The 23,831-nt window shown below is 55.9% G+C and carries 33 protein-coding genes, 1 tRNA gene and 1 pseudogene; 34 read left to right on the top strand and 1 reads right to left on the bottom strand.

Going from position 1 to position 23,831, the window contains the following annotated elements; genetic code table 11:
• The first annotated feature begins 27 nt into the window (after positions 1 to 27).
• The 34 genes from rpoC to HQL65_00590 all read left to right on the top strand — a co-directional run bounded on the left by rpoC (position 28) and on the right by HQL65_00590 (position 22,655).
• Positions 28 to 4,173, top strand: a complete 4,146-nt coding sequence (rpoC, locus tag HQL65_00755) for a DNA-directed RNA polymerase subunit beta' (GenBank protein MBF0134743.1) — start codon at positions 28 to 30, stop codon at positions 4,171 to 4,173.
• Positions 4,174 to 4,296: 123 nt separating this feature from the next.
• Positions 4,297 to 4,668, top strand: a complete 372-nt coding sequence (locus HQL65_00750) for a 30S ribosomal protein S12 (GenBank protein MBF0134742.1) — start codon at positions 4,297 to 4,299, stop codon at positions 4,666 to 4,668.
• Between the two features lie 164 nt (positions 4,669 to 4,832).
• Positions 4,833 to 5,303 (top strand): 30S ribosomal protein S7, encoded by a 471-nt coding sequence (gene rpsG, locus HQL65_00745; GenBank protein ID MBF0134741.1) that lies wholly within the window; start codon positions 4,833 to 4,835, stop codon positions 5,301 to 5,303.
• A gap of 66 nt (positions 5,304 to 5,369) precedes the next feature.
• A complete protein-coding gene (gene fusA, locus HQL65_00740) occupies positions 5,370 to 7,448 on the top strand; it encodes an elongation factor G (GenBank protein ID MBF0134740.1) in 2,079 nt (692 codons plus the stop codon).
• A gap of 244 nt (positions 7,449 to 7,692) precedes the next feature.
• Positions 7,693 to 8,001, top strand: coding sequence for a 30S ribosomal protein S10 (rpsJ, locus tag HQL65_00735; GenBank protein MBF0134739.1), 309 nt, complete (start codon positions 7,693 to 7,695; stop codon positions 7,999 to 8,001).
• A gap of 73 nt (positions 8,002 to 8,074) precedes the next feature.
• Positions 8,075 to 8,719, top strand: coding sequence for a 50S ribosomal protein L3 (gene rplC, locus HQL65_00730; GenBank protein ID MBF0134738.1), 645 nt, complete (start codon positions 8,075 to 8,077; stop codon positions 8,717 to 8,719).
• Positions 8,720 to 8,730: 11 nt separating this feature from the next.
• Positions 8,731 to 9,354 (top strand): 50S ribosomal protein L4, encoded by a 624-nt coding sequence (gene rplD, locus HQL65_00725; protein ID MBF0134737.1) that lies wholly within the window; start codon positions 8,731 to 8,733, stop codon positions 9,352 to 9,354.
• Positions 9,351 to 9,650: a 50S ribosomal protein L23 gene (gene rplW, locus HQL65_00720; protein ID MBF0134736.1), complete on the top strand. Its 300-nt coding sequence runs from the start codon at positions 9,351 to 9,353 to the stop codon at positions 9,648 to 9,650. The genes rplD and rplW overlap by 4 nt, the downstream gene beginning before the upstream one ends.
• Before the next feature lie 21 nt (positions 9,651 to 9,671).
• Positions 9,672 to 10,502: a 50S ribosomal protein L2 gene (gene rplB, locus HQL65_00715; GenBank protein MBF0134735.1), complete on the top strand. Its 831-nt coding sequence runs from the start codon at positions 9,672 to 9,674 to the stop codon at positions 10,500 to 10,502.
• A gap of 32 nt (positions 10,503 to 10,534) precedes the next feature.
• On the top strand, positions 10,535 to 10,810 hold the full coding sequence (gene rpsS, locus HQL65_00710; protein MBF0134734.1) for a 30S ribosomal protein S19: 276 nt from the start codon (positions 10,535 to 10,537) through the stop codon (positions 10,808 to 10,810).
• 15 nt (positions 10,811 to 10,825) lie between these two features.
• Positions 10,826 to 11,167 carry a 50S ribosomal protein L22 gene (gene rplV, locus HQL65_00705; protein ID MBF0134733.1) on the top strand — a complete coding sequence of 114 codons (342 nt, stop codon included), beginning with the start codon at positions 10,826 to 10,828 and terminating at the stop codon, positions 11,165 to 11,167.
• Between the two features lie 42 nt (positions 11,168 to 11,209).
• Positions 11,210 to 11,848: a 30S ribosomal protein S3 gene (rpsC, locus tag HQL65_00700; GenBank protein ID MBF0134732.1), complete on the top strand. Its 639-nt coding sequence runs from the start codon at positions 11,210 to 11,212 to the stop codon at positions 11,846 to 11,848.
• Positions 11,849 to 11,870: 22 nt separating this feature from the next.
• A complete protein-coding gene (rplP, locus tag HQL65_00695) occupies positions 11,871 to 12,287 on the top strand; it encodes a 50S ribosomal protein L16 (protein MBF0134731.1) in 417 nt (138 codons plus the stop codon).
• Positions 12,287 to 12,499 (top strand): 50S ribosomal protein L29, encoded by a 213-nt coding sequence (gene rpmC, locus HQL65_00690; protein MBF0134730.1) that lies wholly within the window; start codon positions 12,287 to 12,289, stop codon positions 12,497 to 12,499. Before rplP ends, rpmC begins: the two co-directional genes overlap by 1 nt.
• 4 nt (positions 12,500 to 12,503) lie before the next feature.
• Positions 12,504 to 12,779, top strand: coding sequence for a 30S ribosomal protein S17 (gene rpsQ, locus HQL65_00685; GenBank protein MBF0134729.1), 276 nt, complete (start codon positions 12,504 to 12,506; stop codon positions 12,777 to 12,779).
• Positions 12,776 to 13,144, top strand: coding sequence for a 50S ribosomal protein L14 (gene rplN, locus HQL65_00680; protein ID MBF0134728.1), 369 nt, complete (start codon positions 12,776 to 12,778; stop codon positions 13,142 to 13,144). Before rpsQ ends, rplN begins: the two co-directional genes overlap by 4 nt.
• Positions 13,145 to 13,153: 9 nt before the next feature.
• Complete coding sequence (gene rplX, locus HQL65_00675; protein ID MBF0134727.1) at positions 13,154 to 13,486, top strand: 50S ribosomal protein L24; 333 nt, start codon at positions 13,154 to 13,156, stop codon at positions 13,484 to 13,486.
• A gap of 20 nt (positions 13,487 to 13,506) precedes the next feature.
• Positions 13,507 to 14,049: a 50S ribosomal protein L5 gene (rplE, locus tag HQL65_00670; protein MBF0134726.1), complete on the top strand. Its 543-nt coding sequence runs from the start codon at positions 13,507 to 13,509 to the stop codon at positions 14,047 to 14,049.
• Positions 14,050 to 14,067: 18 nt separating this feature from the next.
• Positions 14,068 to 14,253, top strand: coding sequence for a type Z 30S ribosomal protein S14 (locus HQL65_00665; GenBank protein ID MBF0134725.1), 186 nt, complete (start codon positions 14,068 to 14,070; stop codon positions 14,251 to 14,253).
• Positions 14,254 to 14,285: 32 nt separating this feature from the next.
• Positions 14,286 to 14,678 (top strand): 30S ribosomal protein S8, encoded by a 393-nt coding sequence (rpsH, locus tag HQL65_00660; GenBank protein MBF0134724.1) that lies wholly within the window; start codon positions 14,286 to 14,288, stop codon positions 14,676 to 14,678.
• 12 nt (positions 14,679 to 14,690) lie between these two features.
• A complete protein-coding gene (gene rplF / locus HQL65_00655) occupies positions 14,691 to 15,224 on the top strand; it encodes a 50S ribosomal protein L6 (GenBank protein MBF0134723.1) in 534 nt (177 codons plus the stop codon).
• A gap of 14 nt (positions 15,225 to 15,238) precedes the next feature.
• Positions 15,239 to 15,604, top strand: a complete 366-nt coding sequence (rplR, locus tag HQL65_00650) for a 50S ribosomal protein L18 (GenBank protein ID MBF0134722.1) — start codon at positions 15,239 to 15,241, stop codon at positions 15,602 to 15,604.
• Positions 15,605 to 15,660: 56 nt separating this feature from the next.
• Complete coding sequence (gene rpsE, locus HQL65_00645) at positions 15,661 to 16,179, top strand: 30S ribosomal protein S5 (GenBank protein MBF0134721.1); 519 nt, start codon at positions 15,661 to 15,663, stop codon at positions 16,177 to 16,179.
• A gap of 191 nt (positions 16,180 to 16,370) precedes the next feature.
• Positions 16,371 to 16,550 carry a 50S ribosomal protein L30 gene (gene rpmD, locus HQL65_00640; GenBank protein ID MBF0134720.1) on the top strand — a complete coding sequence of 60 codons (180 nt, stop codon included), beginning with the start codon at positions 16,371 to 16,373 and terminating at the stop codon, positions 16,548 to 16,550.
• Positions 16,551 to 16,561: 11 nt separating this feature from the next.
• Positions 16,562 to 17,056: a 50S ribosomal protein L15 gene (gene rplO / locus HQL65_00635; protein MBF0134719.1), complete on the top strand. Its 495-nt coding sequence runs from the start codon at positions 16,562 to 16,564 to the stop codon at positions 17,054 to 17,056.
• Between the two features lie 3 nt (positions 17,057 to 17,059).
• Positions 17,060 to 18,391, top strand: coding sequence for a preprotein translocase subunit SecY (gene secY / locus HQL65_00630; GenBank protein MBF0134718.1), 1,332 nt, complete (start codon positions 17,060 to 17,062; stop codon positions 18,389 to 18,391).
• A 181-nt stretch (positions 18,392 to 18,572) separates the two neighbouring features.
• The gene (rpmJ, locus tag HQL65_00625; protein MBF0134717.1) at positions 18,573 to 18,689 is read left to right on the top strand and encodes a 50S ribosomal protein L36; all 117 of its coding nucleotides are present in this window, start codon (positions 18,573 to 18,575) and stop codon (positions 18,687 to 18,689) included.
• 32 nt (positions 18,690 to 18,721) lie between these two features.
• Positions 18,722 to 19,093, top strand: coding sequence for a 30S ribosomal protein S13 (gene rpsM / locus HQL65_00620; protein MBF0134716.1), 372 nt, complete (start codon positions 18,722 to 18,724; stop codon positions 19,091 to 19,093).
• A 2-nt stretch (positions 19,094 to 19,095) separates the two neighbouring features.
• Entirely contained in the window at positions 19,096 to 19,491 is a 396-nt protein-coding gene (gene rpsK / locus HQL65_00615) for a 30S ribosomal protein S11 (protein ID MBF0134715.1), read from the top strand.
• A 32-nt stretch (positions 19,492 to 19,523) separates the two neighbouring features.
• The gene (rpsD, locus tag HQL65_00610; protein ID MBF0134714.1) at positions 19,524 to 20,150 is read left to right on the top strand and encodes a 30S ribosomal protein S4; all 627 of its coding nucleotides are present in this window, start codon (positions 19,524 to 19,526) and stop codon (positions 20,148 to 20,150) included.
• Positions 20,151 to 20,175: 25 nt separating this feature from the next.
• On the top strand, positions 20,176 to 21,195 hold the full coding sequence (locus HQL65_00605; protein MBF0134713.1) for a DNA-directed RNA polymerase subunit alpha: 1,020 nt from the start codon (positions 20,176 to 20,178) through the stop codon (positions 21,193 to 21,195).
• A 13-nt stretch (positions 21,196 to 21,208) separates the two neighbouring features.
• Entirely contained in the window at positions 21,209 to 21,610 is a 402-nt protein-coding gene (gene rplQ, locus HQL65_00600) for a 50S ribosomal protein L17 (GenBank protein MBF0134712.1), read from the top strand.
• Positions 21,611 to 21,694: 84 nt separating this feature from the next.
• Positions 21,695 to 22,477: an SAM-dependent chlorinase/fluorinase gene (locus HQL65_00595; GenBank protein MBF0134711.1), complete on the top strand. Its 783-nt coding sequence runs from the start codon at positions 21,695 to 21,697 to the stop codon at positions 22,475 to 22,477.
• Between the two features lie 102 nt (positions 22,478 to 22,579).
• Positions 22,580 to 22,655: transfer RNA gene (locus HQL65_00590), tRNA-Asn, on the top strand.
• Positions 22,656 to 22,800: 145 nt separating this feature from the next.
• Here HQL65_00590 and HQL65_00585 read toward each other — a convergent pair.
• A pseudogene (locus HQL65_00585) lies at positions 22,801 to 23,741 on the bottom strand (IS1595 family transposase).
• Between the last annotated feature and the right edge of the window lie 90 nt (positions 23,742 to 23,831).

Genomic DNA, 23,831 nt, shown 5'->3' with positions numbered 1-23,831 from the left:
GACCGGAGGCGTCAGTTGAATCAAAACCTGTTCAAACTTTTTTCCCGACCGGTGTTGGGCCAGAGTTTCGATGGCATCAAGATATCCATCGCTTCCCCGGAAAAAATCCGCTCCTGGTCGTTCGGTGAGGTCAAAAAACCCGAAACGATCAACTACCGGACCTTCAAACCGGAACGGGACGGCCTTTTCTGTGCCAAAATATTTGGTCCGGTCAAGGACTACGAATGTCTCTGCGGCAAATACAAGCGCCTCAAACACCGGGGCGTGGTGTGCGAAAAGTGCGGCGTCGAGGTGATTCAATCCAAGGTGCGTCGCGAGCGGATGGGCCATATCGAGCTGGCCTCGCCGGTGGCGCACATCTGGTTTTTGAAATCCCTGCCCAGTCGAATCGGTCTGCTTCTGGACATGACCCTGAAAGATCTGGAACGGGTCCTCTATTTTGAAAATTTTGTGGTCCTGGAACCCGGCATGACCCCCCTGAAAAAGGGAGATCTGCTGACCGAGGACCGTTTCAACCAGATGCAGGATGAATACGGCGACGAATTTACCGCCGGCATCGGGGCCGAAGCCATCCGCGACATGCTCTCCCGACTGAAGATTGAGGAAGACATCGTCCGCCTGCGGGATGAGCTGGTGGCCACGAATTCCGAGGCCCGCCGGAAAAAAATCGTCAAACGTCTGCACACCCTGGAGTCTTTCCAGGAGTCCGGCAACCGCCCGGAGTGGATGATCCTGGAAACCATCCCGGTGATTCCACCGGAATTGCGGCCCCTGGTCCCCCTGGACGGAGGCCGGTTTGCCACATCCGATCTGAACGATCTCTATCGCCGGGTGATCAACCGCAACAACCGTCTCAAGCGCCTGTTTGAACTGAAGGCCCCCGACATCATCATCCGCAACGAAAAACGCATGTTGCAGGAGTCGGTGGATGCCCTGTTCGACAATGGCCGGCGGGGCCGGGTGATCACGGGGACGAACAAACGCCCCCTGAAATCCCTCTCGGAAATGTTGAAAGGCAAACAGGGCCGTTTCCGGCTCAATCTGCTCGGCAAGCGGGTGGACTATTCGGGTCGGTCGGTGATCGTGGTGGGACCGGATCTCAAGCTGCACGAGTGCGGCCTGCCCAAAAAAATGGCCCTGGAACTGTTCAAACCCTTCATCTACAACCGCCTGGAAGAGCGCGGTCTGGCCACCACCATCAAGGCGGCCAAACGGATGGTGGAGAAGGAAAAGAGCGAGGTGTGGGACATCCTGGAGGAGGTGATCCGGGAACACCCGGTCATGCTCAACCGGGCACCCACCCTGCATCGTCTGGGTATCCAGGCCTTCGAGCCGAAGTTGATCGAAGGCAAGGCCATCCAGTTGCATCCCCTGGTCTGTACGGCGTTCAATGCCGACTTTGACGGCGACCAGATGGCCGTCCATGTGCCGCTCTCCATCGAGGCCCAGATTGAGGCGCGGGTGTTGATGATGTCCACCAACAACATTCTCTCGCCCGCCAACGGCAAGCCCATCATCGTGCCGACCCAGGATATCATTCTGGGCCTGTACTACATGACCTCGGAGCGCCTGAACGTGCTGGGAGAGGGGATGATCTTCTCCTCGCCCCTGGAGGTCCGCCAAGCCTATGATTCCAGCGCAATCGGACTGCATGCCTCCATCATGTGTCGGTATCGCGGCGTGCGACAGAAGACCACGGTCGGACGCATCCTGTTGACCGAAATTCTGCCCGATCAGATTCCCTTCGACCTGGTCAACCGTCTGCTCACCAAAAAAGAGGTGGCCAAGCTCATCGACGTGGTCTACCGCAACTGCGGTACCAAGGAGACCGTCATTTTTGCCGACCGGATCATGACCGTTGGTTTCGGTTTTGCGGCCCGGGCCGGCATTTCGTTCGGCAAGGATGACATGGTGATCCCGAAGAGCAAACGGGCGCTCGTGGAAGATTCACAGGAAAAAGTCAAGGAGATCGAGCGCCAGTATATTGAAGGTCTCATCACCGAGGGTGAAAAATACAACAAGGTGATCGACATCTGGTCGCACTGCACGGAACGGGTGGCCGACGAAATGATGAAGGGAATTTCGTCGGAGACTATCGACGTGGGCCGTGAACAGCTTTCGTTCAACTCCATTTTCATGATGGCCAACTCCGGGGCCAGAGGTTCGGCGGCGCAGATTCGCCAGTTGGCGGGCATGCGCGGCTTGATGGCCAAACCATCCGGTGAAATCATCGAAGCCCCCATCACGGCCAACTTTCGTGAAGGGCTGACAGTGTTGCAATACTTCATCTCCACCCATGGTGCCCGGAAAGGATTGGCGGATACGGCCCTGAAGACGGCCAACTCCGGATACCTGACCCGGCGTCTGGTGGACGTGGCCCAGGATTGTATCGTCCGGGAAGAGGATTGCGGCACGTCCGAAGGGCTGACCGCCACGGCCCTTCTGGAAGGGAATGATGTGGTCGAATCCCTGGCGGATCGCGTGCTGGGACGTACCCCCCTGGAAGATATCGTGGATCCCATCACGGATGAAAGAATTGCCGAGTGCGGCAAAATTCTTGACGAAGACGATGTGGAGCGGATTGAAAATTCCAATGTGGAGAGCATCAAGATCCGCTCTCCCCTGACCTGTGCGACCGAGCGCGGGGTGTGCGTCAAGTGTTATGGGCGCGATCTGGCCCGCGGGACCAAGGTGACGATTGGCGAGGCGGTCGGCGTAATTGCCGCACAGAGCATCGGTGAACCGGGTACCCAGTTGACCATGCGGACCTTCCATATCGGTGGAACGGCATCCCGGAAAGTGGAACAATCCTCCCTCGATTCCCTGCATGGTGGCATCGCCCGTTTCCATAACCTCACCACGGTGCAGGATCGCAATGGACGTTATGTGGTCCTGTCCCGGAACGGCGAGGTTTCCATTCACGAAGTGCGTGCCGTGGAAGGGTCCGAAAACAGCGGTGACGTGATTCCCGAGCTGGAACTGGGACGCGAACGGGAACGCCACAGGGTTCCCTATGGTTGCCGCCTGATGGTGGGCGATGGCCAGCGGGTGGAGAAGGGGCAGACTTTTGCCGAATGGGATCCCTTCTCCTCGCCGATCATTACGGAAATGGAAGGTATCATCAAATACGGTGATCTGGTTGAAAACCACACCCTGCGCGAAACCATCGACGAAACCACAGGCCTGAGTTCCCGGGAAGTGACCGACTGGAAGAGTCAGGGACGCAAGACCGACATGCGACCCCGGCTGACCCTGAAACACCCTGACAGCGGCGAAACCCTGGTCATGCCATCCGGCGCGGAAGTGCGTTACTTCCTTCCCGTCGGGGCCGTGATCATGGTCATGGAAGGGGATCATGTCCTGGCCGGGGATATCATTGCCAAAGTTCCCCGGCAAACGTCCAAAACCCGCGACATCACAGGCGGTCTGCCCCGGGTGGTGGAGCTGTTCGAGGCCCGCAAGCCCAAGGAGTATGCCATCATTTCCGAAAACGAAGGGGTGGTCTCCTTCGGCAAGGATTTGAAAGGCAAGCGACGGGTCATCGTGACGGCGGAAGTGGGTGAACCCCGGGAGTATATGCTTCCCAAGGGGAAACAGCTCGCCGTCAATGAGGGTGACTATGTCCGGCGCGGTGAACCCCTCATGGAAGGCTCTCCGGTGCCGCAGGACATTCTCAAAATTCTGGGCCTGGAGGATTTGTGCCGCTTCATGGTGAACGAAATCCAGGAAGTCTACCGGCTCCAGGGCGTGCGGATCAACGACAAGCACATTGAAGTGATTGTGCGGCAAATGTTGCAGAAGGTGGCCATCCTGGATCCTGGCGACACGACCTTCGTTGCCGGCGAGTCGGTCGAGAAGAGCGAGTTTGACCGGGAAAATGCCAAGGCTGCCCTTCGTTCCGGGCGGCAGGCGACCTCCTTCCCGCTTTTGCTGGGAATCACCAAGGCGTCCCTCTCCACGCCGTCCTTCATTTCGGCGGCATCGTTCCAGGAGACGACCCGGGTCCTGACCGAGGCGTCCATCTCCGGGCGTGCAGATACGTTGAATGGCCTGAAAGAGAATGTCATCGTCGGTCGGCTGATCCCGGCAGGGACCGGTCGGGCTGCCGGGCTGATGAAAACCTTGTTGCGCAAGAAGGAAAAAGAGGGTGAATCTCCAGCCAGTAAAGGCTGACCGAAAAAGTTTTTCTTTTTTTGAAAAAAGAGGGTTGACTTCTTCGGTGAAAAGCTTAATTTAATGGGTTTCCCTGGCTCGGGGATTTGTGGTCTGAAACAAAGGTGGGAGTGACCTAGAGATATGCCAACCGTCAATCAACTGCTGCGTAACGGTCGCCGGCCGCAGGGCAGGAAAAACAACGTCCCTGCCATGCAAAGCTGCCCGCAGAAACGTGGCGTTTGCACCCGGGTCTACACGACGACCCCCAAGAAGCCCAACTCTGCCCTGCGCAAAGTGGCGCGGGTACGTCTGACCAATGGCCATGAAGTCACGGCCTATATTCCGGGAGAGAGCCATAACCTCCAGGAGCATGCCGTGGTTTTGATACGCGGCGGACGGGTCAAGGATTTGCCGGGCGTGCGCTACCACATCCTGCGTGGCACGCTGGATACGCAGGGCGTGAAAGATCGGAAACAGGGTCGCTCGAAATATGGAGCCAAAAAGCCCAAGTAGGAACATGACGTGACACACTGAAGTCGGGTCATGTCCAGAGCGGGTTGCTTACGAGACAGACGGAAAAAAAACGGTTTTTTTGAATCAGGTGCGTGCAGGCAGCAGGCAACTGATGATAGAATGATAAAGAACCGGATCAGGCCAACAGCAGGGGAGTCAACTGGATGTCCAGGCGTCGTGAAGTTCCAAAAAGGGAAATCGTACCAGACCCTGTTTATGGGGATAAGCTGGTGACCAAGTTCATGAACTGTCTCATGCGAGATGGGAAGAAGTCCCTTGCGGAGCGTCTTTTCTACGGTGCCTTGGCCATTGTCGGCGACCGGGCCAAAGAAGATCCCTTGAAAATTTTCAAGGATGCAGTAGACAATGCCCGCCCGGCCGTTGAAGTTCGGTCAAGGCGGGTGGGCGGTGCCACCTATCAGGTGCCGGTGGAAGTGCGTCCCAGCCGTCGTCAAACCCTGGCCATCCGCTGGCTGGTCAGCTTTGCCCGGAAACGGGGTGAAAAGACCATGCGGGAACGCTTGGCCGCCGAATTGATCGAAGCGGCTGCCGGCCGCGGTGCCACAGTAAAAAAACGGGATGATACCCATCGCATGGCGGAAGCGAACAAAGTGTTCGCCCACTATCGCTGGTGATAACGGTATATCTGGAGAGGGATGCCTGACGCATCCTCAAATTTTGTTCTTTGACAGGGGTAGGCAGTGGCGAGGGAAATACCACTTGCGCGGGTGCGAAATATCGGCATCATGGCTCATATCGATGCCGGTAAGACGACAGTGACGGAACGTATCCTCTATTATACTGGACGCTCCCATAAGCTGGGTGAGGTGCATGAAGGCACCGCAACCATGGACTGGATGGAGCAGGAACAGGAAAGAGGCATCACGATCACCTCGGCTGCGACCACCTGCTTTTGGAAAGACAATCGTATCAATATCATCGATACGCCCGGGCATGTGGATTTCACAATTGAAGTGGAACGCTCCCTGCGGGTCCTGGATGGTGCCGTGGCTGTCTTTTGCGCCGTCGGCGGCGTTCAGCCCCAATCCGAAACCGTCTGGAGACAAGCCAACCGGTACAAGGTTCCCCGGGTTGCCTTCATCAACAAAATGGACCGCATGGGTGCCGACTTCAAACGGGTCGTGCAAATGATCCGGGATCGCCTCGGCGCGGTCGCCCTTCCCCTGCAACTCCCCATCGGCGTCGAAGAAAATTTCCGGGGCATGGTGGATCTGGTCAGCCGCGAAGCCATGCTGTTCGATGATGAGTCCCTCGGAGCCAAGTTTGTCGTCGGGGAAATTCCCGCAGACATGGCCGATGAGGTGGAAGAGGCCCGGCTCCAGTTGCTGGAAACAGCCCTGGAACAGGATGATGCCCTCATGGAGAAATATCTTGAGGGTGAAGAGATTGCCCAGGAAGACTTGGTCGCATGCATCCGGAAAGGGGTCATCGCCAACAGCTTTGTGCCCATCCTTTGTGGTGCTGCCTTCAAGAATAAAGGTGTTCAACCTTTGTTGGACTCCGTGGTCAATTACTTTCCGTCGCCCATTGACACCGTCGAAGTCAAAGGGCAGAAAATGGACTCCGAAGATGTCATCGTCCGCAAACCCGATGATGCGGAACCGTTTTCAGCCCTGGCCTTCAAGATCATGTCTGACCCGTTCGTGGGGACGCTGACCTTTTTCCGGGTCTACTCGGGAACCCTGGGTTCCGGCTCCTACGTCCTCAACTCCGTCAAGGACAAAAAGGAACGGATCGGGCGGATTCTCCTCATGCACGCCAACAAACGCGAAGATATCAGCGAAGTGCGTGCGGGAGACATTGCAGCCGCCGTTGGTTTGAAGTATACCACAACGGGTGATACACTTTGTGACAGCAACAAACCGGTGGTCCTGGAACGGATGGTCTTCCCGGAGCCGGTGATCTCCATTGCCATCGAGCCGAAAACCAAGGCTGACCAGGAAAAGATGGGCATTGCCCTGGGACGCCTCGCGCAGGAAGATCCGTCCTTCAAAGTGGAAGTGGACCACGAAACGAACCAGACGATCATCTCCGGGATGGGCGAGCTCCACCTGGAAATTCTGGTGGATCGCATGCAGCGCGAGTTCAAGGTGGATGCCAATGTCGGCAAGCCGCAGGTGGCTTACCGGGAAACCTTGACCAAAACCGTCGAAAGCGAAGGGCGGTTCATCCGTCAGAGCGGTGGTCGTGGCCAGTTCGGCCATGTCTGGCTGCGGCTGGAACCCAATGAACCGGGTGCCGGTTTCGAATTTATCGATGAAATCCGGGGTGGCGTGGTCCCCAGAGAGTACATCTCTGCGGTCCAGAAAGGAATCGAAGAAGCCATGCGCAGTGGTGTCCTGGCCGGTTATCCTGTGGTGGACCTTCGTGTGGCCCTGTATGATGGGTCGTACCACGAAGTGGACTCTTCGGAAATGGCCTTCAAGGTGGCGGCATCCATGGGCTTCAAGTCCGGGTGCGAGAAAGCCAAGCCCGTTCTTCTGGAGCCGGTGATGTCTGTTGAGGTTGAAATGCCGGAAGAGTACATGGGCGACATCATCGGCGACCTCAATTCACGGCGCGGGCAGATCCAGGGTATGGATTCCGTCGGTGGTGCGCAGATTGTCAAGGCCATGGCACCTCTGGCGGGCATGTTTGGTTATGCGACCGACATTCGCTCCATGTCCCAGGGGCGCGCCACCTTCACCATGCAGTTTGATCATTATGAACAGGTACCGGAAAACGTCGCACAAGAGATTATTGCCAAAGTGAAGGGTTGACAGCGAATCAGCAGGTGCGGAAGCCTGGATATGCGGCGGTCCGACTCCGGGTCAGGGGGTCGGCAAGGCCGGTGTGTTCGGGAGTATGAGACAGAAATAATTGTGGTTTATGATGCGCTTACCGGTCTGGCAACAGGCAGCGCGGCGTGTCTTGGCGACAGCGAAGAAGCAATAAACGTTCGGTTGGTCCACGGCGGGAAGCCACAAGGCCAAACCACGGGGCTGCCAGGCGGAGTGAATTTGGATGGAAAACCAGAAGATCCGTATTCGGTTGAAAGCATTCGATCATCGTATACTTGACCAGTCTACCGGTGAAATCGTACAAACAGCCCGGCGTACCGGGGCCGAGATTCGTGGGCCAATACCCCTGCCCACCAAAATCAACCGGTATACCGTGCTGCGGTCGCCGCATGTGGACAAAAAGTCCCGGGAGCAGTTTGAGATCCGGACGCATAAGAGATTGATCGATATCGTCAATCCGACGCCTCAGACCGTCGATGCCCTGATGAAGCTCGATCTGGCCGCCGGCGTGAATGTGGAAATCAAGCTCTGATGTGCCTGGATGGGCTTTTGAGTCACGGGCCGTATTGGGATTGAAAGAAGGTTTTTGAAGGAAGGATTTGGGGATGCGCGCAGGACTGATCGGCCGGAAGCTGGGAATGACCCAGACCTTTTCCGAACAAGGTGAACGGCTACCCGTGACCGTGTTGCAGTTGGGGCCGTGTCCGGTGGTGGCCAAACGGAGCCAGGACAAGGATGGTTACAGTGCCATTCAGGTCGGCTTCGAAGAGAAAAAACCCAGCCGGGTGAACAAGCCGGAAAAAGGCTACTTCGCCAAAGTGAACATTCCCCCGCAACGGGTGCTGAAAGAGTTTCGGGTAGACAATCCGGATCAGTACGAGGTCGGACAGAAGCTCTCGGTCGAGCTGTTCAAGGTCGGACAGTTGGTGGATGTGACCGGACGCAGCATCGGCAAGGGTTATGCCGGCGTGATGAAACGCTGGGGTTTCAAAGGCGGCAAGGCATCACACGGCGCACACAAGGTGCATCGCTCTCCCGGTTCCATCGGCCAACGCCAAACCCCCGGGCGTGTCCCGCCGGGCAAGAAAATGGCCGGCCACATGGGAGACAGAAATGTGACAGCCCAAAGCCTGCGCGTGACGGCTGTGGATGCCGAGAAAAATCTGCTGATTGTTTTTGGCAGTGTTCCCGGCGCGGAAGGTTCGGTGGTCCTGGTCCGGGACGCCGTCAAAAAAGGTGACCAGAGCTGAAGGACCTAGCCATGATTGAACATCCGCTCAAAGATGCCAACAACCAGGATTTGCGCCAAATCGCCTTGAAGGATGAAACCTTCGGCAGGCCGGTGCGTGAAGACCTCCTGGCGCGTATGGTGCAATATCAACTCGCCAAACGGCGCTCGGGTTGTGCATCGACCAAGACCCGCTCCGATGTCCGGGGGGGCGGCAGAAAACCCTACCGGCAAAAAGGGACCGGGAATGCCCGCCAGGGGACCATTCGTGCCCCCCAGTTTCGGACAGGAGGCGTGGTCTTCGGACCGCATCCGCGGAGCTACGCAACCAGTTTGCCCAAGAAAGTCCGGCGGCTGGCCTTGCAGACAGCTCTTTCCGTCAAACGGATCGATGGCGACCTGATCCTGTTGGACAAGTTGGAAATGGCCGAAATCAAGACAAAGGCCATGCGCACCATTCTGAGCAACCTAGGTGCGGAACGCTCGGCCCTGATCGTCATTCCTGCCGAAGATGTGCAGGTGCAGGTATCGGCGCGCAATCTGCCCGGGATATCGGTCATCCGGGTGGAGGGAGTCAACGTCTACGATCTGTTGCGGCATGAAAAAGTGATCATCACCGAAGCCGCGCTGGACAAGCTTGAGGAGAGGCTGGCATGAGCGACGCATTGACCTTGTTTGGGGTCTTGCAGGCTCCCGTGGTGACTGAAAAATCGACGATGGTCATGGCAAGAGGCAACCAGGTGGTGTTCAAAGTCGCAACCTGGGCCAACAAGCCGCAGATCAAAGCCGCCGTCGAGACGCTGTTCAAGGTGAAAGTCCTTGAAGTTCAGACTTTGAACATGGGTGGAAAAGAGAAGCGCTTCGGCAAGACCGTGGGTCGCCGGAAAGATTGGAAAAAGGCTGTCGTCCGTCTGGTCGAGGGCCAGTCCATCGATTTCTTTGAAAAGGGATAACCCGAATTCGGGAGGCCGCGCATGGCACTCAGGAATTACAAGCCCACCTCCCCCGGGCGACGCCAGTTAATCACCGTCGATTATTCCGGGCTGTCGAAGGAGGGACCAGAAAAAAGCCTTCTGAGACCCCTGCCGAGTCGGGGTGGAAGAAACAATTACGGTCGCTTGACCGTGCGGCACCAGGGGGGCGGGCATAAACGACGCTATCGGATTGTTGACTTCAAACGGGACAAGCATGGGATTCCTGCCAAGGTTGCCCGGATTGAGTATGATCCGAATCGGACAGCGTTCATTGCTCTTCTGACGTATGCGGATGGAGAAAAAAGGTATATCCTGGCCCCGCAAAGGCTGGAAGTCGGCGATACCATCCTGTCGGATGTCAAACCCGGCGTCGTGGATATCAAACCAGGGAATGCCATGCCCTTGCGGATCATGCCGATTGGGACGATCCTGCATAACGTGGAGATGAAACCCTTCAAAGGCGGACAAATGGCCCGGTCGGCAGGCAGCTCCGTCCAGATGATGGGCAAAGAAGGAAAGTATGCACAGTTGAAGTTGCCATCCGGTGAGATGCGGTTGGTCCTCCTGGATTGCATGGGTACGGTTGGCATGGTCTCCAATGCGGACCATGGCAACATCAAGATTGGCAAGGCAGGCAGGAAACGTTGGATGGGTATTCGACCCTCGGTTCGTGGCGTGGCCATGAATCCTGTTGACCATCCGCATGGCGGTGGCGAGGGAAAGACATCCGGTGGGCGTCACCCGGTAAGTCCGTGGGGCCTTCCGACCAAAGGTAAGAAGACCCGGAAGAAAGGTAAACCGTCCGACCGCATGATCATGCGGCGCCGGTAAACCGGGAAAACACGTAAGGTAAGAGGTGGCTTGTGGGACGGTCAATCAAGAAAGGCCCCTTCTTTGATGCCTTTCTCCTGAAGAAAGTGGAGAAACTCCGTGGCGATGGGCGCAAAGAACTGATAAAAACCTGGTCGCGGCGTTCGACCATCATACCCGAGTTTGTGGGGTATACCTTTGGGGTTCACAACGGCCGGAAGTTTATTCCCGTTCTGGTGACGGAGAACATGGTGGGGCACAAGCTCGGGGAGTTTTCCCCCACGCGCACCTACCACGGTCACGGTGGCGAAAAGACCAGCCGCCGATAAGACGAGGACAGAAGCATGGGAAGCGAAGCCGTAGCACTGACCCGTAATATTCGGGTATCCCCCACCAAGGTTCGCCTGGTCATCGACCAGATACGCGGCCTCGGTGTGGACAAGGCGCTTGAATTGCTGACTTTTTCCAAGAAGCGCGTGGCCAGGACGATCAAGACGACCCTGGGTTCCGCCATCGCCAATGCCGAGAACAATTTTGGCCTGGATGTGGACACACTGTACGTACTGCGTGCCTTCGTGGATGAAGGAACCAAGATGAAAAGATTTCGGCCACGTGCCCGAGGCCGGGCGTGCCGGATTCTCAAACGGACATCCCACATCACCATCGCGGTGGGGTCCAAGGAATGACCGTGGCTTGACGCAAGGCGCAAGACGAGAGAGGACGATTAAATGGGGCAAAAGGTACATCCGACCGGGTTTAGGCTGGGCAATACCAAAACCTGGGATACCCGGTGGTATGCGGATAAAGAGTATGCCGCACTGCTCATCGAAGACGTCAAGCTGCGGGCTTGGTTGAAAAAGCGCTTGGAACACGCCAGTGTCTCCAAGATCGTGATTGAAAGACCAGCCAAAAAAGCGCGCATCAATATCCACTCGGCCCGTCCCGGCATCATCATCGGGAAAAAAGGCACCGATATTGAAAAGTTGAAGGAAGACATCCGCAAGGTTGCCAGCACCGATGTGCAGCTCAACATTGTGGAAGTGCGCAAACCGGAGATGGATGCCCAACTGATTGCGGAAAATGTCGCCCAGCAACTGGTACGGCGCGTCGCGTTTCGCCGTGGCATGAAACGGGCGGTCACCTCGGCCATGCGCCTCGGTGCCCAGGGAATCCGCATCAATTGTGCCGGCAGACTCGGCGGCGGCGAAATCGCCCGCACCGAATGGTATCGTGAAGGTCGCGTCCCCCTGCATACCTTGCGGGCAGACATTGATTTCGGCTTCTCCGAAGCCTTGACTACCTACGGGATCATCGGGGTCAAGGTGTGGGTGTTCAAAGGCGAGATCATCGACAAGGACCAGAAATAGTGGTTGAGGGCCGAAACCCATGCTGTTGCAACCCAAAAAACGGAAATTCCGCAAGGCCTTCAAAGGTCGGATACACGGCTTGGCCTATCGAGGCGCGGAGTTGGCATTCGGACAGTACGGTCTGAAAGCCATGACCGCCGGACGCATCACAGCCCGGCAGATCGAGGCCGGACGCCGGGCGATGACCCGCAAGATCCGCCGTGGTGGACGCATCTGGATTCGCATTTTTCCGGATATACCAGTCTCCAAAAAACCGCCCGAAGTGCGGCAAGGCAAAGGCAAAGGCAACCCGGAGTTCTGGATTGCCCGCGTCAAGGCCGGGCGCATCCTGTATGAAATGGAAGGTGTGACCGAGGATCTGGCCCGTGAAGCCATGGGACTGGCCGGTGCCAAACTGGCGATACCAACCAAGTTCGTCATGCGTGGCGGAGGTGTGTGATGACAGCAACAACAGCAGCCGATTTGCGCGGCCTGTCGGACGCAGCCCTGGAAGAAAAACTCCGTACCTTGAGCCAGGAGTCGTTCAACCTCCGCTTCCAGAAAGCCACAATGCGGCTCGAAAAAACGTCACGGATCGGCCAGGTCCGCAAAGAGATCGCCCGCATCAAGACCGTTCTTGGTGCGCGGGTCCGCAAGGAACAGGAGTCATAGAGTCATGGCCAGGCGGGTGATGCAGGGAAAAGTAGTCAGCGACAAAATGCAACAAACCGTTGTGGTCCAGGTGGAACGGAAAATCCGGCATCCGCTCTATGGAAAAATTGTCCGACGCAACAAGAAATATCACGCCCACGATGCCGAAAATGCTTGTAAAATCGGCGATGTGGTGCGCATCGAAGAGTGTCGTCCGATCAGCAAGACCAAGTGCTGGAAAGTGATCGAGCAGGTTGCCGGAGCCAAAGTCACCCCGGACGATGCGGCAGGTGTCCCATGATACAAGTACAAACCATTATGGATGTGGCCGACAATTCCGGTGCCAAGAAAGTGCAGTGCATCAAGGTACTCGGCGGTTCCAGACGGCGCTATGCCCGCATCGGCGACGTGATCATCGTCTCGATCAAGTCCGCCATGCCCCGTGGCAAAGTGCAAAAAGGGGAAGTGGCCCGCGCCGTGGTCGTGCGGACCCGGAAAGAGATGGGTCGCCCCGATGGCTCCTATATCCGGTTCGATTCCAATGCCGCCGTGCTGATCAATGCCCAGGGCGAGCCGATCGGGACCCGTATATTCGGACCGGTGACCCGTGAGTTGCGGAGTCGCAACTTCATGAAAATTGTCTCCCTGGCTCCAGAAGTGTTGTAGGTGCAGGCCATGAAAAAAGGAAATTTCCGGACCAACCTGAAGAAAGGCGACCAGGTGGTCGTCATCGCCGGGAAGGAAAGTGGCAAGCGTGGTGAAATCCTGCAAATGCTGCCCGATTCTCACGCTGTCCTGGTAACCAAACTCAACATGGTCAAGCGCCATACCAAACCCGCCGCCGGCAAAGAGGGTGGCATCATCGAAAAAGAGGCCCCCATCCATATCTCCAACGTCATGATCGTGGATCCGGATACGGGTAAAGGGGTGCGCATCGGTAAAAAAATCCTGGAAGATGGCCGGAAAGTTCGTATCGCCTGCCGCTCCGGGGATGTACTCGATAGCTGATGAGGGATGAGGAACAGAAGATGTCCAGCAGGTTGAAAGATATATATGTGTCGGAGATCGTTCCCGCCCTGATGCAGGAGTTTAAATACACCAACATCATGCAGGTCCCGCGTCTGGAAAAAATCGTCCTGAACATGGGGGTAGGGGAGGCCGCAGTCGATAAAAGCCACCTTCAGGGAGCAATCGACGACATGACCGCCGTCTCCGGACAAAAAGCCGTCATGACCAAGGCCAGAAAATCCATCGCCGGATTCAAGATTCGCGAAGGAATGCCCATCGGCTGCCGGGTCACCCTGCGTCGGGATCGCATGTACGAGTTTCTCGACAGGTTGGTCAATGCCGCCTTGCCCCGTGTCCGCGACTTTCGCGGCGTTTCCGGAACCTCCTTCGATGGCCGCGGCAACTATGCCCTGGGCATCAAGGAACAGATCATTTTTCCGGAAATCAACTATGACAAGGTGGATGCCGTGCGCGGCATGGATATCATCATCGTCACCACCGCCAGGACCGATCAGGAAGCAAAGGCCCTGTTGCGTGGCTTCAGAATGCCCTTCAGGAATTGATCGTCAGGGAATCTGTTCATGGCCAAAAAATCGTTGATCGCGAAAGCGAAGCGCAAGCCCAAATTCAAAGTGCGGACCTATAACCGGTGTCAGCGTTGCTCACGTCCACGCGGCTACTTGCGCAAGTTCACGATGTGCCGGATCTGCGTGCGCCAGTTGGCGCTCCGCGGAGAAATTCCCGGTATCATCAAGGCATCCTGGTAACATTTGGAGCATTTCGGAGTTGTTTCATGGGAATGACCGATCCAATCAGCGATATGCTGACCCGCATTCGCAACGCCCAGGCCATACGCAAAGGGATGGTGGAACTCCCCTTTTCCAAGATCAAGGAACGCATTTGCCAGATCCTGGTCACGGAAGGGTATGTGGCCAGTGTCGAAAGATTCGACGGGGCCGATGGTTGGCCAGCCCTGCGCATCAAGCTGAAATATCACAACAGCCGACCGGTGATTGAAAAAATTCGCCGTTGCTCGACGCCAGGGCGGCGTCTCTACTTCGGCAAGGATGACATTCCCCGGGTCAACCGTGGACTGGGCATCTCCATTCTCTCGACAAGCAAAGGCGTGGTCTCAACCCGCCAGGCACGGGAAATGGGCGTGGGTGGCGAATTGATCTGTACCGTTTTTTAACGGGGAAAAACGATGTCGAGAATTGGCAAAAAACCCATTCCCGTACCCTCTGGAGTGGATGTGAAGGTGGATCACCAGACCGTGTCGATCAAAGGAAAACGTGGTACATTGACCCGAACCTTTCATCAGGACGTGGAAATTCATGTCGAGAGTGGTACAATCAGGGTTTCGCCCCGCCGGGATGATCGTGAAGGAAAAGCCCTGTGGGGCTTGACCAGAAGCCTGCTGAACAATATGGTGCATGGCGTCTCGGAAGGGTTCACCCGCAAGATGGAAATCGTCGGTGTCGGTTACCGGGCTGCCGTCAGCGGACGGGTCCTCAAGCTGACCCTGGGATACTCACATCCCATCGATTATGCCCTGCCAGAAGGGGTCAACGTCGAAGTCGAAAAAAATACCCTGTTGACCCTGACAGGAGCAGACCGGGAGAGACTCGGTCAAACCTGTGCCGAAATCCGGGACTACCGGCCGCCAGAACCATATAAGGGTAAAGGTATCCGTTATCTGGAAGAGACGGTCTTGCGCAAAGAAGGTAAGAAGAAGTAAGAGAGGAACGGTCCATGGCAAAGGATCGGCAAAAAACAAAACATACCCGCGCAAACCGGGTGCGCTACAAAATCCGGCAAGTCACCGGTGACAGGCTGCGCCTCTCGGTTTTCCGGAGTACAAAACAGATCTACGCCCAGATTATCGACGACAGCAAGGGAGAGACCGTCGTGTCGGCCTCAACCCTGGAACGCGAAGTCCGGGAGCAGATCAAATATGGCGGCAATATCAACGCCGCTGCCCATGTCGGGCGTCGATTGGCCGAAAAAGCCAAGGAAGCCAATATCACCCGGGTGGTCTTTGACCGGGGTGGCTTCCGCTACCATGGCCGGACCAAAGCTCTGGCTGATGCGGCCCGGGAAGGTGGTCTGGAGTTCTAGTCGGACACCGATGCGAGTAAGCCTGGAGGACCGGTTTTGAAGAAGTGGATGCTGTCATGACAAATGCGCGCCGAAACGCGGAAAATTGGCAAAACGAAGACCTCATCGAAAAATTGGTTGTCATCAAACGGACGGCCAAGGTCGTCAAGGGTGGGAGCCGATTCAATTTTTCCGCCATTGTCGTGGTGGGTAATGGACACGGCATGGTGGGCTACGGACTCGGCAAGGCCAAAGAGGTCCCCGAGAGTATCCGTAAAGCCACCGAACAGGCCAAAAAGTCCATGGTCACCATCCCCATACGCGATGGACGCACCCTGCACCACGAAATGGTCGGCAAGTTTGGCTCAGGCTCGGTCGTCCTGCGACCGGCAGCCGACGGTACAGGCATCATCGCCGGTGGCTCCATGCGTCCCATCTTCGAAGCCCTGGGTATTCGTGATATTCTGGCCAAATCAACCGGAACGTCCAATCCCCATAACCTGATCAAGGCCACCTTCCGCGCCTTGCAGGATATTCGTGCCCCCGAAGAAGTGGCCGCCAAACGGGGAATGGCCGTCAAACAGGTATGGGTCTGACCCGGACGGTTTTGGCCGGTTGCCCTGTGCCCCCTGTCTGGAACAACTCCGGCCAGGAAAGCAGGCAGCCCGATGGACAGGCAGCATCCGCATCCGGAAATTGCCGGCAGCCATGGCCAGAGTTGAGCAGGCGTCACTGAAGCAGGCGTCACAAAGTGTCGCGAAATTGTCGCGCAAAAAGAGACAATACAATGTCCAAAACCTTGAAAATCAAATTGGTGCGCTCCCACATCGGGCGTCCTGAAAAACATCGGCGGATCCTGAAAAGCCTGGGAATGACCCGGATGCACCGTGTCCGTGAACTTCCGGATAATGCCTCCGTGCGCGGCATGATATTCCTGGTCAGCCACATGGTGCAGATCGTCGATTGAGGACTTGAACGATGAAATTGAACGAATTGCCGGGCATTCCGGGAAACAGTCAGGAAGGAAAGCGCAAGGGGCGCGGTCCGGGAAGTGGTAATGGCAAAACCGGTGGCCGTGGCATCAAAGGCCAGAGAGCGCGGTCTGGAGGATACCACAAGGTCGGCTTTGAGGGCGGCCAGATGCCCCTGCAACGCCGGCTCCCCAAACGCGGATTCACCAATCCCTTCCGCAAAGAGTACAACGTCCTGAACCTGGATGACCTCGATCGCTTCGAAGCCCATACCGAAGTGACTGCCGCCCTGTTGCAGGCCAATAATCTGTGCAAACGCCACAAGGATGGCATCAAGCTCCTCGGAGATGGTGCAATCAACAAGCCTTTGAAGATTCATGTGGACAAAGCCTCGCGGGTGGCCGTGGAAAAAGTTGTTGCCGCCGGCGGGGAAGTGATTCTTCCACCCGTTGCCGCAGCAGATCCGGCTGACTCGGAGACCTCTGCGGCGTCGGCTGAGTAACCCATGGCCATCAGCACCCAGCAATCGCCTTTGGCCGGTTTCGGCAACCTTGGGAAGATTCCTGAGCTGCGCAGGAGGCTTTTTTTTACTCTCGGTATGCTGATCGTCTACCGGATTGGTGCCCATGTGCCAATCCCGGGCATCGATCCGGCGGCACTGGCAGAGTTTTTCAAGCAGCAACAGGGGACCCTGCTGGGCATGTTCAACATGTTTTCCGGTGGTGCCTTGTCGCGCCTGACCGTGTTCGCCCTGGGAATCATGCCGTACATCTCCTCGTCCATCATTCTGCAATTGATGACGACCGTCGTTCCCAAGCTGGAATCCCTGAAGAAAGAGGGGGAGTCGGGACGCCGCAAGATCAACCAGTATACCCGTTATGGAACCATTGCCCTCTCCATATTCCAGGGCTTTGGCATTGCCTACGGCATGGAGAGCATGCAGGCAGGTGGCATGAATGTCGTGGTGCAGCCCGGCTGGCATTTCCGGCTCATTACGGTGGTGACCCTGACTGCCGGGACCGCATTCATCATGTGGGTCGGCGAACAAATCACCAGTCGCGGCATTGGCAACGGCATCTCCCTGATCATCTTTGCCGGCATCGTGGCCAATCTGCCCGTGGCCATGGTCAACACCCTGCAACTGACCCGTACTGGCGATTTGCAACCCTTGTTCGTGCTGTTCCTGGTGATCATGTCCATCCTGGTGACCAGCTTCATCATTTTCATGGAACGAGCGCAACGACGCATATCCGTCCAATACGCCAAACGCCAGGTGAGCGGGCGGCGCATGGTTGGCGGTGAACAGACACATCTGCCCCTCAAGGTGAATACCGCCGGGGTGATTCCGCCCATTTTTGCCAGCGCCATCATCCTCTTTCCGGTTACCATCGCCAACTTTGCCCCCTGGGAATGGCTGAAGGACCTGTCAACCATGCTCTCACCCGGGCACCTGATGTATATGGTGTTCTACTCGGCGGCAATTATCTTTTTTTGTTTTTTTTACACGGCCATCGTCTTCAACCCGGAAGAGACGGCGGACAATCTGCGCAAGTATGGGGGGTTTGTTCCCGGGATTCGTCCCGGCCAACGCACCGCCGAACACTTTGACAAAATCCTGACCCGGCTGACCCTCATCGGTGCCATGTATGTCGTTGCGGTCTGTCTGTTGCCAGAGATCCTGATTACCAACTATCATGTTCCGTTCTACTTCGGAGGGACGTCCATGCTGATCGTGGTGGGGGTCACCATGGATACCGTGGCACAGATCCAATCCTTCCTGATCAGTCGTCAGTACGAAGGACTCATGAAGAAGGCCAAAATCAAAGGGCGCAATTGATCCATATTCTCGGTTGGCCCCTTGTAATCGATAATTCAATTGATCCATCACGGTCAGATGGTGTAAACGAACAGGACCCTTCGCCAAGAGTGCAAATGAACAAAAATTCAGACGGAGGCCTGGATGGAATGGCTGGGAGTGGCAATCGCCAGTTCCGGAAAGACAATGCAGGAGTGGTAACATGAAAGTCCGCGCATCGGTCAAAGTCATGTGCAAGGATTGCAAGGTGATCCGCAGGAAAGGTGTGGTGCGGGTCATATGCAGCAAGCATCCCAAGCACAAACAAAAGCAAGGCTGATTGATTAAGGTCCGTACCCCGGAGGTTGAGAAGTGGCCCGAATTGCTGGAGTCAATATTCCCGTCAACAAGCGACTAGAGATTGCCCTGACCTACATTTATGGGGTCGGGCGTCATTTATCACGACAAATCATTGAAGAAGCCGGAATCTCGCCAGATACGAGAGTCCATCAGCTCTCGGATGGCGATGTCGCCAAGCTCCGGAACATCATCGACAGCAAACACTCGGTCGAAGGGGACCTGCGTCGCCAGGTCGCCATGAATACCAAACGCTTGATGGATCTGGGAACCTACCGGGGTTTGCGTCATCGCCGTGGCTTGCCCGTGCGCGGTCAAAGAACCCATACCAACGCCCGGACCCGGAAAGGCCCGCGTAAGCCCATCGCCGGGAAGAAAGGAGCCTGACCATGAACAAGGTCCAAAAAGGCGTGCGCGTCCGGCGACGTGAACGAAAAAATATCGCCAGCGGCGTCGTCCACATCCAATCCACCTTCAACAATACCCTGATCACCATCACCGATCCCTCCGGGAACGTGCTGGCCTGGGGTTCCGCCGGCGCACAAGGGTTCAAAGGCTCACGCAAGTCAACCCCCTTCGCCGCACAAATGGCCGCCGAAGCCGCCGGCAAAAAAGCCATGGAACATGGCATGCGCAACCTCGAAGTCCGCCTCAAAGGCCCAGGCTCCGGACGCGAATCCGCCCTGCGTGCCCTGGCCGCCATCGGCTTCAATATCGGCACAGTACAAGATGTGACGCCGATCCCCCACAACGGGTGCCGCCCGCCCAAGCGTCGGCGCGTCTGAACTGACACTGTTTTCGGGAGTACGACTGACAAATGGCTCGTTACCTTGGATCCAAATGCCGAATCTGTCGGCGAGAAGCCACCAAGCTTTTCCTGAAAGGTGATAAATGCTTCTCCGACAAATGCGCCATCGAGCGCCGCAGTTACATCCCCGGACAGCATGGTCAGAGACGGCGAAAAGTTTCTGACTACGGCATCCACCTGCGCGAAAAACAAAAAATCAAACGTACCTACGGCTTGCTGGAACGGCAGTTTCACAACCTGTTCAAAAAAGCCGCCAACATGCGGGGTGTCACCGGTAACAATCTGCTGACCCTCCTGGAACGCCGCCTGGATAACGTGGTCTTTCGCCTCGGATTCTCCATCTCCCGCAGTGAAGCCAGGCAAATCGTGCGGCATCGACAGGTCCTCGTCAACGACCGCAAAGTCGATATCCCCTCCCTGCTGGTGAAACCAGGCGATAAAATAACCATCGCTCCCAAGTGCCAGGAACATCTGCGAATCAAGGCGGCTATGGAAAAAGCCTCCTCCCGGGGTGTTCCCTCCTGGCTGGAACTGGATCCAGCAAAATTGTCCGGTGTCTTCCGGTCAGTTCCAGACCGCAGCGACCTCCCTGCTGATATCAACGAAAATCTGATCGTTGAGTTGTACTCCAAATAATTGAATAAGGTTCAGGGGAGCTTAGATGCATAGGAATTGGACAGAACTGATAAAACCCCGGACCATCGAACTCCTTGGAGATGGTGATATCACCCGGCGGGCCACGTTGATCGCCGAACCTCTGGAAAGAGGCTTCGGAACAACCCTGGGAAACGCCCTGCGGCGCGTCCTCCTGTCATCGCTGCAAGGTGCCGCCGTCACCACAGTCCGGATCGAAGGCGTGCTGCACGAATTTTCCAGCATCTCGGGAGTCCTGGAAGATGTAACTGAAATCATTCTCAATATCAAAGGTCTGGCAATCAGCATGTCAGGGACCGGTCCCAAAACCATGTCCCTGAAATCGGAAACCGAAGGCGTGGTCACCGCCGCCAACATCCAGTGCGGCTCCGATATCACCATCCTGAACCCGGGTCACCACATTGCCACCCTGAATAAAAGTGGCAAACTCGATATTGAAATGACCGTCAATACCGGCAAAGGATATGTCCGCGCCACCCAGGGTCGGGACGACGAACCAACCGCCATCGGCGAAATACCCGTCGATGCCAGCTTCAACCCGGTCAAACGGGTGGCCTACCGGGTCGAAAATGCCCGCGTCGGGCACCAGACCGACCATGACAAACTCGTCATGGAAATCGAAACCAATGGCGTCGTCTCCCCGGAAGATGCCCTGGCCCTGGCTGCGAAAATCCTGCAAAACCAGTTGAACCCCTTCATCAATTTTGAAGAGGTACCCATCAAGGAAAGCAAGGAAGATGATAAAGGCCCGCGCTGGAACCCCAATCTCTTCCGCAAGGTGGATGAACTCGAATTGTCGGTTCGGTCAGCCAACTGCCTGAAAAATGACGACATCGTCTACATCGGCGACCTGGTGCAAAAAACCGAAGCGGAAATGTTGAAAACACCCAACTTTGGCCGTAAATCCTTGAATGAAATAAAGGAAGTCCTGGAAGAAATGGACCTCCACCTGGGGATGACCCTGGAAAACTGGCCGCCAGAGAATATCGAAGACCTCTCCCGGCAATTCGAGGAAGATAACTTCTAGGAAGGTTCCACACATGAGACATCGCAAATGTGTCCGGAAATTGAATCGGGATTCCGCTCATCGCAAATCCCTGATCTCAAATATGCTGGGTAGCCTTTTCATCCATGAAAAAATCGAGACCACCGATACCAAGGCCAAGGTCCTCAAAAGGTTCGCTGATCGCATGATCACCCTCGGCAAACGCGGTGACCTCCACGCCCGGCGCGTCGCCCTGAGTACGATCAAAAATCAGGAAGCGGTCCACAAACTTTTCGCAGATATCGCCGACCGGAATCGCAACCGGCCAGGTGGATATACGCGGGTTCTCAAAACCCGCTATCGCTACGGTGACTGTGCTTCCATGTCCCTCATCGAACTTGTTGAACGGACCAGCGTCCCACCAGAGAGTCAGAAGTCCGTCACAGCCGAAAAATAAGATTGGACCAGTCAATATTCTGAAAACGATGCAACAGACAGGGGTGGGGCAATAGCCCCGCCCCTTTTTTCATGGAGAACTGAGATGGCAGGTCCAGCACCGGTTGTCCTGATGACAGATTTCGGCAGTACCGATCCCTACGTTGGTCAAATCAAGGGTGTCTTGTATCGAAACTGTCCCAATCTGCGTTGCATCGACCTCTACCATGATGTCCCCCCGTTTGCCATTCGGGTGGGCGCATGGTTGATCGGGCGGACCATGCGCTTCATGCCCTATCCGGCCATCTGGCTCTGTGTCGTGGATCCCGGTGTGGGAGGGCAGCGCCGGATTCTCCTGGTGCATTCCGGCGGCATGATCGCTGTCGGTCCGGACAATGGCCTCCTGGAGCCATTCCTGCTGCGCGAGGACTCCCTGGTTTATGCCGTCGATCTTTCTGTTTTCTCCGGGGCCAGCGCCACCTTCCAGGGGCGCGATATCATGGCCCCCGTGGTCGGCCAACTCCTCAATGGCCGTGAACCCCGGCATTTGGGGCAACTCATCAGCGATCCGGTGCGTCTGGTCGGGCGGGATTGGGAGCAGACTGCCCAGAATCAGTGGGAAACCCGCGTCATGCTCGTGGATCGCTATGGCAACCTCGTGACCGGGTTGCCCGCCAGCGAAATTGCCGGCATCCCGGTTGTGGGGTGGCTCGATGGCCAGCCCTGTGGCGAACAGGTCGCCACCTTCTCCGACCTGAAAGTGGGGGAGGTGGGTTTGCTGGCCGGTGGCTTCGGCACCATGGAGGTCGTCGTCAACCAGGGCAGTGCCGCCGCCCGCTTCCAAACCGGGATCGGTACCAAGGTCACCCTCAAGCTCAGCGTTGCATAAAAAAAAGGCCAGCCAGGTTTTTTTGTGTTTCGTTTGACCAGAGACTTGACCCGGTTCGAAAAAGACGGTACCTTGCCCACCATCGCAAGGCGCAAGACGTGTTCCCCGGTAGCTCAGTTGGCAGAGCAAGTGGCTGTTAACCACTGGGTCGCTGGTTCGAGTCCGGCCCGGGGAGCCAAAAATCAGATTTGAAAAAAGAGTGTCGGGGTTGTTCCCGGATAGTTTTGTGCAATTTTTGATAATTTATGTTGTAATGCTGGAAAAAAGCATGCTTTGAAAATAAGTTGCCCAAAAAAATAAGGCTCAATATGGATTCCGGGGTCTTACCGAACCAAGAGTTCCAGCAAGGAGTGCAGTAGCTTCTTTCCACGCATTCTCACGTTGTGAATAAATTCGAAAAATCCCAAATATATTGGCAACTTCTCTTGCGAAATACCTCGATGTGGCCTGAGCCAGGATCGCAGTAAAGACCAAAAACCTTCCATGGTGTTGACATGTACCTCATGAAATCCATCTCCGTCTTCATCACGGGCAAATTCTCCCAGGCTATGGTTAACCGTTTTGTGTCCATATCCCCATTCTGTCAATCGATCATAAATAGAATATTCGTCAGTAAAAACAATGCTTCCAAGGGAAAACGTGGACTGTATCAATGGCGCAATGGTCTTTGTTGCACATTTGCCAACATTCTGATGACCACTTCACCAGAACGTTGGATCATTCCGAAAATAGGCGGCTTCTCCTTTTCCAACGTGCCGCGTCCACGCGCTCCTTTCAGCCGATTGCGACGCCCTTTACGTCCTGTTTCCAGAACCTTGTCGGGACGACCTTTGTGACCTGCGATAACGTAAACTTCATCGCACTCCACCTGACCGGACAATTTCACAGGCTTTTTTTTCTCAACACCTTCTCTGAGTTGCGTCGTCATCTGCTGGACATCGTCTTGGTTAAGGTCCAACTCTTTGGAAATTTGCAGGTTAGATAAGTTCAATCCCATGAAATATAAACATAAAATCCAAATTTTAAGAGGTTGATGATGCCCAGAAAATATTGTCTCCGTCAGATCATCGAACCGTTTCTGGCAAGTTTTGCACTCGTACCTGCACCGCGCCGTGTGAATCTCATCCCTTCCCCTCTTGATGATCGTCGCAGACCCGCACCAAGGACATCGTGTTCCATCTGGCCATCTCAAATTTCGAACAGTCTCGTAACATTGCTCGTCACTGACCAAGTTTTGGATTTTGACGACTGGTTGAGGAATCATCCTTGATCGCCCGTCCGGTAGAGGTTAACTGTCACCGCAAATGTTACCTCAATTCAGCTCTATGGGCCACGCCCCCGGAATCCATGTTGA

It is taken from the genome of Magnetococcales bacterium, from assembly GCA_015228935.1.
In the GTDB taxonomy this organism is placed as follows: Bacteria; Pseudomonadota; Magnetococcia; order Magnetococcales; family DC0425bin3; genus HA3dbin3.
The sequence above is the reverse complement of the archived record's forward strand: the minus strand, read 5'-3'. Positions and strand labels throughout refer to the sequence as shown.